This window comes from Sporosarcina sp. P34 (assembly GCF_002743375.1).
GTDB lineage: Bacteria > Bacillota > Bacilli > Bacillales_A > Planococcaceae > Sporosarcina.
Map to the genome: position 1 here is coordinate 78,993 of NZ_PDZC01000012.1, position 6,912 is coordinate 85,904.

The following is a 6,912-nucleotide window of genomic DNA, read 5'->3' on the forward strand; positions in this document are numbered from 1 at the left end:
TGAATTATTGTATACTAGATGAAGTATCAAGTACGATCCGCCGTTTTAAGTGAAACGGGCCTGGGTTCCGGACTTTCCTTCGGGGACGTTACGGATTCGACAGGGGTGGTCTGGGCTTGAGCCGCGCGTCGGAGGGATCGTCTCCGTCAGAAACGACAGTTAATAATAACTGGCAAAACAAACAACAACCTAGCATTCGCAGCATAAGCTGTTGAATCTACCTTCCGTTTTCATCGCTCATGTGGAGGCGTAAGGTTCACTTATAGTGAGCTACGATGACATCTGCATTCTGAGGCTGTCATAAGAGATTCCCGGAATAGCGCACAGGAAGCCCTGATTGATGGCATAATGCTTGCGCGAAACCAAATGATCAATCTACACGCGTAGACGCTGAAGTAGCAGAGCCTTTGGACGTGGGTTCGACTCCCACCGTCTCCATTATGAGATTAAGGTGTAATAAGATGTAAGGGATATTGTACAAGAGAACCTCTTGTGTGATATCCCTTATTTTTAAAAATAAAGTAAAACGATGTTTAAATCATCATGCTCATTACATACTTACACATATACATAATCTGAAAGGATGTGGTATGTGTGGATGAGAAGGAGGAAAATGAAATGGCCATTTTAAAAGACAATCAGGCAGATAGTAAAAAAATACTGACAGAATCTATAAAAGAAGTAGACCAAATGAGAAAGGGAAAGTTACCCAAACATTCATATAAGGATATGATGAACCGAGTGAGGAAGAGCTTAGAAGAAAAATAATGGAGTATAAAGTGCTTGGCGTTAAAGCGTTCGAAAAAGAGCTTTTAAAAATCGCTAGAAAATATCCAGTAGTGGTTGATTTAGTCGATTCCCTTTTTTCGGATTTTGAAGAAGGTAAATTATATGGGGACCGAATTCCCAGAACCAAAGGAAATGTCGTATATAAAACCAGATTGAGTAATCCAAATGCAAACAAAGGAAAGAGTGGCGGATTTCGTGTAATATGGTATTTAGTCACAGCCGACTTAGAAATATATCCGTTAACCATATACTCTAAAAACGAACAAGAAGATATATCTGTAAAGGAAATCATACGAATAATAGATCGAATTTTAGAAAATGAATTGTAGTGAAGCACCTATACGAAGACGTTGAATACATCTGGAAATATATCCAGTGATGAATCGGTTTTCTATACTTTTTCGATGAAGGGATATTGTACAAGAGTGAGCTCTTGCACAATATCCCTTATTTTAATAAAGGGGATGTAAGCTGTGATAGAAAAAACGGATCGACTTTCACTGTTAAAAAAGAATGTCGATCAACGACGACCAATTTCAAAAGGGCTTATTCGTAGCTTGAAAGAAGACTTTTCAATTAAAAATACATATCATTCCAATGCGATTGAAGGAAATAGATTATCGATTTATGAAACGAAAGCAGTGCTAGATGATGGCATAGTTATTGCCGGAAAATCCATGAGAGAGCATCTAGAAGCTATTAATCATAAGGAAGCTATTTTAGTTGCAGAAGAAATAGTGCAGCAAGATCAGCCCCTCTCAGAAATAGTGATTAAAGAATTGCATAGCATCGTCTTGCATTCAATAGACAGAGCAAATGCAGGGAAGTATAGAGAGCAGAATGTAATCATATCAGGTGCCTCTCATACGCCACCTGATGCTGTAGTAGTTCCGCAGATTCATGATAATTCTACTTGCCATCGACGAAGGGCATATCAGCGATGAATATGTCGCCTTCGATGCCACACATTTTGAGGCAAGAGATCGAGTCCAAGCCGCCAAAAAGAAAAAGAAGCAGGTACCGAAAAAGCGCGGACGGAAGCCGAAGGTCGAACGTGAACAATGGTTAAAGGAAAAGCAGGCTGAAGAAGACGCACGTCCGATTAATGAGAAAGAGATTGCAATAGGAAGAATTAAAGGTTTTGCCTTTTTGAATTTGCATCCGTCAAAGGCTCAATATTTAACTGATAATCAATCTTAATGTCCATCTTCTTGTAAAGTTCAATCCATTTTTTTTCATCCATTGGTTTTGAGAATGGCTTTAATGTATGAATGCCTAGCTGTAATGGATCCACATTCAATTCTTGCATCTTTTTTACTAGTTCTTGTGTTTGTTTTTCAAGATTGGATTGGATATCTTTTTTAAAATCTTCTAAATCCTTTGGATCAAATAATTGCTTTTCTCCCCGGTATTCTTCAATTCTTGAGTCTATATTCACAGTATAGGTCATTGTAGTCAAGCTTTTATTGATATCCACTTTCGTTTTAGACCTAACATGACCTAGAACAACTTTTAATTCTGGGATCGGTAAAACTGCTAAGTAGTGATCGTTGGTTAACAGCTGAAAGATACGATCATCAAAAGTTGTTATTATTTCAACTAGTTTATCATTTTGAAACAGGGCTGTACCTTCATAGCGGATAGCGTCATTTTCTATTTTGAATACAGGTAAGAAAGGATCTGAATAAGGAGTATATAACATTTTTTTAAATTCATGTAGATTAACGACACTTAATTCTCCCTGATTTTTTTCCTCATAGTGCTTCAGCATTCGGTAAAAAGAGTAATCAAGATTTTCTTGTTTGTCCAATTGATTTTCCAAGTATTCTTCAAAATTTCCTTTTACGATAACTAAATAGATTCTCAAAGAAATATCCGGATCAGTCAATAACACATTAATAATGGACATAATCCCCTCGTTTCTTCCGAGGTCTTCATTAATTATCAGCATTCGCATTTGCCCAAATTTCATTTCCTGGTAGAAGTTTAAATTAAAACTCCTTAGTACCTCCTTTATTAAGCTTACTTCTTGCGTTATTACACTCTTTTTTTCTTTGCTTAGAGAAGGCAAAATCGTACTGATTTTTATTTTACCTTCATCCCCTTTACTAAGTGATAAAAATGTGACTGGAGTAAGCTCTTCAATAATGTTATTTTCAGTAAAAGGGGCACATCCAGTTAACCATAACGCCATAAATATGATTGACAATTTTTTAGCCATCTTCTTTCGTAGTCTCATGTTTATTAAACCCCTTTATCTTCATCACTACGATCATAGTAATTGGAACCACTAAGTAACTTAAGCTTCCTGCTAAAATTTGAAGATTAAGTAAAATAACTTGCTTTTCATCTGACTTCCAAATCCATTCATTTACAAGAATCATTCCAATTAAAATAATGAATACACTGAATAAAAAGCCTACTCGACTGGGTGGTCTCTCCATTTTCCCACTAGCTATTTTAGATGCTCCATAAAACAACAGTAGAAAAATTGAAACCGCAAAGACGATGTTAAATAATTCTAAAGAAAGCATGACCATATCCATACGTTCAATTACTGGATTTTGAAAATAACGGGCCATAGTGACAACTGGAAATTGACTTTTGCTTAAATAATTGGAACCGAAATAGAATATGGACGCCATATACAAGAATACATACTCTATAACGGTTAGAGCATTGCCATAAGACAAATAGCGAAATGTCTTATTATTTGTTTTAAACCACGGTCCCAAAAATACCAGAAATTCAGGCCCTGAAAAGGAAGATAAAATTAAAAATATTCCTTTCCAGGAAATCACACTTAATTCCATTGGAATAATTGGATACAAATCACTGAGTTGAGCTATTGGAGGAAAGAAGAAAAAAGCAAAGAATAAGAACATCCAAAATGTACCCAAAAATGAAATCACGACAAAACGTATAGTTTTTTCAACGCCCTTCCATGCTACATACAAACAAGACAACAGAATAAAAAAGATCAGCCAATTTGAATCTGTAGCTGGAAACATAAATATTTGAACCATTTCCGAGAATCCTAACAAAATCACGAAAAGTTTAAGCAGGATAAAGAACAACCCGATGAATGAGAGGAGACGTACAAGTTTTTTTCCGAATAATTGGACAAATCCCTTGTATCCTTCGCTAGAAATCCGGGTTAAAAACCATTTGGATAAAAGAAGAATGTTTAGTTGAGACAATATGCCGACCGCTATAATCACCCAAATCATATATGAATGAATCAAAAACCTTGGCATAATCAAAAAAAAGTAAAGCATCTGGAGGCGATTTACCATCAACATGACATAGAACCCATTATAGGTTTCATTCTTATTAAATAATTGAAGGGCTTCCATCAGTTCATCTCCTAGTTTGATATCTCTTCATCTTCAGCGGTTTAAGATGTTCTGGACGCTCTTTCATTTTGACTAAAGGCCCTCGAATGAATAGGTCAAGCCAATCTTTTCCGTAGAAAGGGGCAACAGGAGATAAATATGGCTGCTTGAGTGAAGACAAGCCATTAAGGTGGGCTAAAATTACAATCATTGCCAAAACAATCCCTACTATCCCAAGGAACGAAGAAAATACAAGAAGAATGAATTGAATCAATGAATTCGCCTTTGTCACAAGGTAATTAGGAACAAGAAAAGATCCGATAGTTGAAATCCCTACCATGACAATTAACACCTGACTTGCCATACCAGCCTCAACTGCTGCTTGACCAATTACAATGCCCCCAATAACCCCAAGCGTTTGACCAGTCTTTGTTGGCATCCTTAAACTTGCTTCTTTTATAATTTCAATAAAAATCAACATGATAAATGCTTCCCAAAAAGGAGTGAACGGAAGCTTGCTCCTTGACTCCACCAAGACGAAAAGTGTTTGTAAAGGAATCATTTGATAGTGATGAGTTGTTAATGCCACGTAGAATGGGATCAATGTGATAGACAGAATAAAACTTACATATCGGATGATGCGCAAAAAACTGGCAACTACCCATCGATTAATATAATCCTCTGGTGATTGGAACAAATGAAAAAAAGTAATTGGGGCAACGAGAGCAAAAGGTGTATTGTCTACCAGAATCGTAATTTTTCCTGATCCCAGAGAATAAGCAACAACATCAGGTCGGTCAGTTTGCTGAAACTGAGGAAAAATACTATCTTGATGTTCCTCCATGAATTCCGCTACTTGAGAAGAATCAGATAAGAGATCATAATTAATTTCCGAAATCTTCTTTTTGGCAGTTGAAACAAATTCTGGATTGGTCAGCCCTTCTATGTACAATAAAACCACATTTGTCCTACTTAAAGAACCAACGGTGAACTTCTCTGTTTTCAGATCATGTGTTGGAAGACGCCTACGAATGAGCGTAATATTTTGTTCTAGCTGTTCACTGAAGCTGTCTTTTGCTCCTAAAAGGATGGTTTCAGTATCGGATGGTTCAATTGCACGTCCAAGTGGATTTTCTAAAGGGATAGCGAACCAAAGGTTTGACGAAGAGTCAAATAACAAAACAGATCCTTTAAACAGCTGCTTTATTGCCTCATTAAAAGTGGAGATGGAGTTTATTGTTGAGTGAACATTGCATTCCTGAATGGATTGTTTGGAACAGTTAGATAAAGGTTTTAGAATGCTTTCATTTAATCTTTCTTGGTCAATCAGAGTTCTTACGTAGATAAGATCAACATTTTGATTTTCAGAAATGTTGAGTTCCACAAATTCCGCATCATCCATTTGAACGAGGGCTTTTTTTAGAGTCTCTATTGATATTTCTGATTCTGCGTTTGATTGAGAAACAGGCTTATTTTCATCTGATTGTTTTTTCCAAAACATGTACATTCCTCACTTCTATATGTTACAAAGCATTTTTTGGAAGAACGGTAAAATTCGATATTAATTCCATTGTTGGCTTTTTAAGTTTAAAATATACGAAACTAAATTAATAAGATGCAGGGGCACAAGTAGACATTAAAGAAGCGATAATGTGAGCGTACTCGATTGAATTGGAGTTGTTATTGTGTAATATTTTCGGTTATGAATCTGTGGAAGATGTTTGGAAATATATTCAGTGAGGGTTTAAATGAGAGTTCTCTTATGAAAAACAAGTAACCGATCTATAGTTGTGTACGAAGCTGCAATTCTCCACAGTGGGTCGGAAATACCTCCACTGATGGCAATGGAGCTCGTTTGTTGTTGAGGACGGTATTTGTGTTTTATTAGATAGAGCCCAACATAATTAAAGAGGCTGGGACAAAACCCTCCTCTAATTGAAAAAGAACGAACCCTATGAAACTTGTCGGGTCCGTTCTTTTTTTTGTATTGGATTTTTAAGTTTTAGGAAGAAAAAAAGGATACCTTCTGATAAAATTTAGTCACCACAACAAAAAGTATCGGAGGTATCCTTATGTTTAAAGATTATAACATGAATCAACTGATTTTACCTTTGGATTTAGAAATTAGCTTACAAGAACATGAGATTGCTTACGCTGTGCACGATCTAGTCGAAAGCATTCCTAAAGAGGCTTTTGACAGTTTTTCGCATGAGACAGGTTGCCCATCTTATCATCCACGTATGATGTTAAAGATCATTTTGTGTGCCTATACACAGTCTGTTTTTTCGGGTAGAAAAATAGAGGGACTGTTAAAAGACAGTCTTCGCATGATGTGGCTCGCCCAAGGTTATGAACCAAGCTATCGCACAATTAATCGTTTTCGCGTTGATCCCAATGTGAAAGAATTATTACGTCTGTGCTTCGTGCAATTTCGTTGCCAGCTGGTACAAAAACAGCTAATTGATGAAGAAGCTATTTTTATTGATGGAACGAAGATTGAGGCGAATGCGAACAAATTTACATTTGTCTGGCGCAAGTCCGTGGAACAGTATAGTTCAGGTCTTGTAGAAAGATCCAGTCAGATGTATGAAGAGTTGTTAGAAAAAGAGATCATCCCTGAAATCGAACGGGAAAGTCTTGATGAACTATCTACCGCGGAACTTTCTAAAGTAGTAGAGAAGCTAGATGAAACCATCCAAACATATACAGAAAAGATTAACGCTAGCGAAGATGTAGAGGAACGTAAACAAATTCGCTCGCTACGAAAGGAACCCAAACAATACCGTAA

7 protein-coding genes, 1 other RNA gene and 1 pseudogene are annotated in these 6,912 nt (G+C 36.6%); 6 read left to right on the forward strand and 3 right to left on the reverse strand.

The window, feature by feature from the left end; translation table 11 throughout:
- The first annotated feature begins 81 nt into the window (after positions 1–81).
- From ssrA to CSV63_RS17065, 5 genes and pseudogenes are all read left to right on the forward strand, one after another.
- Positions 82–441: a transfer-messenger RNA gene (ssrA, locus tag CSV63_RS14655) on the forward strand.
- Between the two features lie 177 nt (positions 442–618).
- The gene (locus CSV63_RS16555; RefSeq protein ID WP_156890526.1) at positions 619–768 is read left to right on the forward strand and encodes a hypothetical protein; all 150 of its coding nucleotides are present in this window, start codon (positions 619–621) and stop codon (positions 766–768) included.
- Positions 768–1,118, forward strand: coding sequence for a type II toxin-antitoxin system RelE/ParE family toxin (locus CSV63_RS14660; RefSeq protein WP_099696476.1), 351 nt, complete (start codon positions 768–770; stop codon positions 1,116–1,118). Before CSV63_RS16555 ends, CSV63_RS14660 begins: the two co-directional genes overlap by 1 nt.
- Before the next feature lie 144 nt (positions 1,119–1,262).
- Positions 1,263–1,733, forward strand: a complete 471-nt coding sequence (locus CSV63_RS14665; protein WP_099696477.1) for a Fic family protein — start codon at positions 1,263–1,265, stop codon at positions 1,731–1,733.
- Positions 1,693–1,908 (forward strand): annotated as a pseudogene (locus CSV63_RS17065) (IS5/IS1182 family transposase); the annotation flags it as partial. The gene CSV63_RS14665 and the pseudogene CSV63_RS17065, both read left to right, overlap by 41 nt.
- 13 nt (positions 1,909–1,921) lie before the next feature.
- Here CSV63_RS17065 and CSV63_RS14675 read toward each other — a convergent pair.
- From CSV63_RS14675 to CSV63_RS14685, 3 genes are read right to left on the reverse strand one after another with little or no spacing between them, the layout of a single operon-like run.
- The gene (locus CSV63_RS14675; RefSeq protein WP_099696479.1) at positions 1,922–3,028 is read right to left on the reverse strand and encodes a Ger(x)C family spore germination protein; all 1,107 of its coding nucleotides are present in this window, start codon (positions 3,026–3,028) and stop codon (positions 1,922–1,924) included.
- Positions 3,003–4,145, reverse strand: coding sequence for a GerAB/ArcD/ProY family transporter (locus tag CSV63_RS14680; protein WP_099696480.1), 1,143 nt, complete (start codon positions 4,143–4,145; stop codon positions 3,003–3,005). The genes CSV63_RS14675 and CSV63_RS14680 overlap by 26 nt, the downstream gene beginning before the upstream one ends.
- A gap of 4 nt (positions 4,146–4,149) precedes the next feature.
- A complete protein-coding gene (locus CSV63_RS14685) occupies positions 4,150–5,625 on the reverse strand; it encodes a spore germination protein (protein ID WP_199203676.1) in 1,476 nt (491 codons plus the stop codon).
- Positions 5,626–6,196: 571 nt separating this feature from the next.
- Here CSV63_RS14685 and CSV63_RS14690 point away from each other — a divergent pair.
- The coding region (locus CSV63_RS14690) for a transposase (RefSeq protein WP_143565413.1) at positions 6,197–6,912 on the forward strand (716 nt) is incomplete at its 3' end.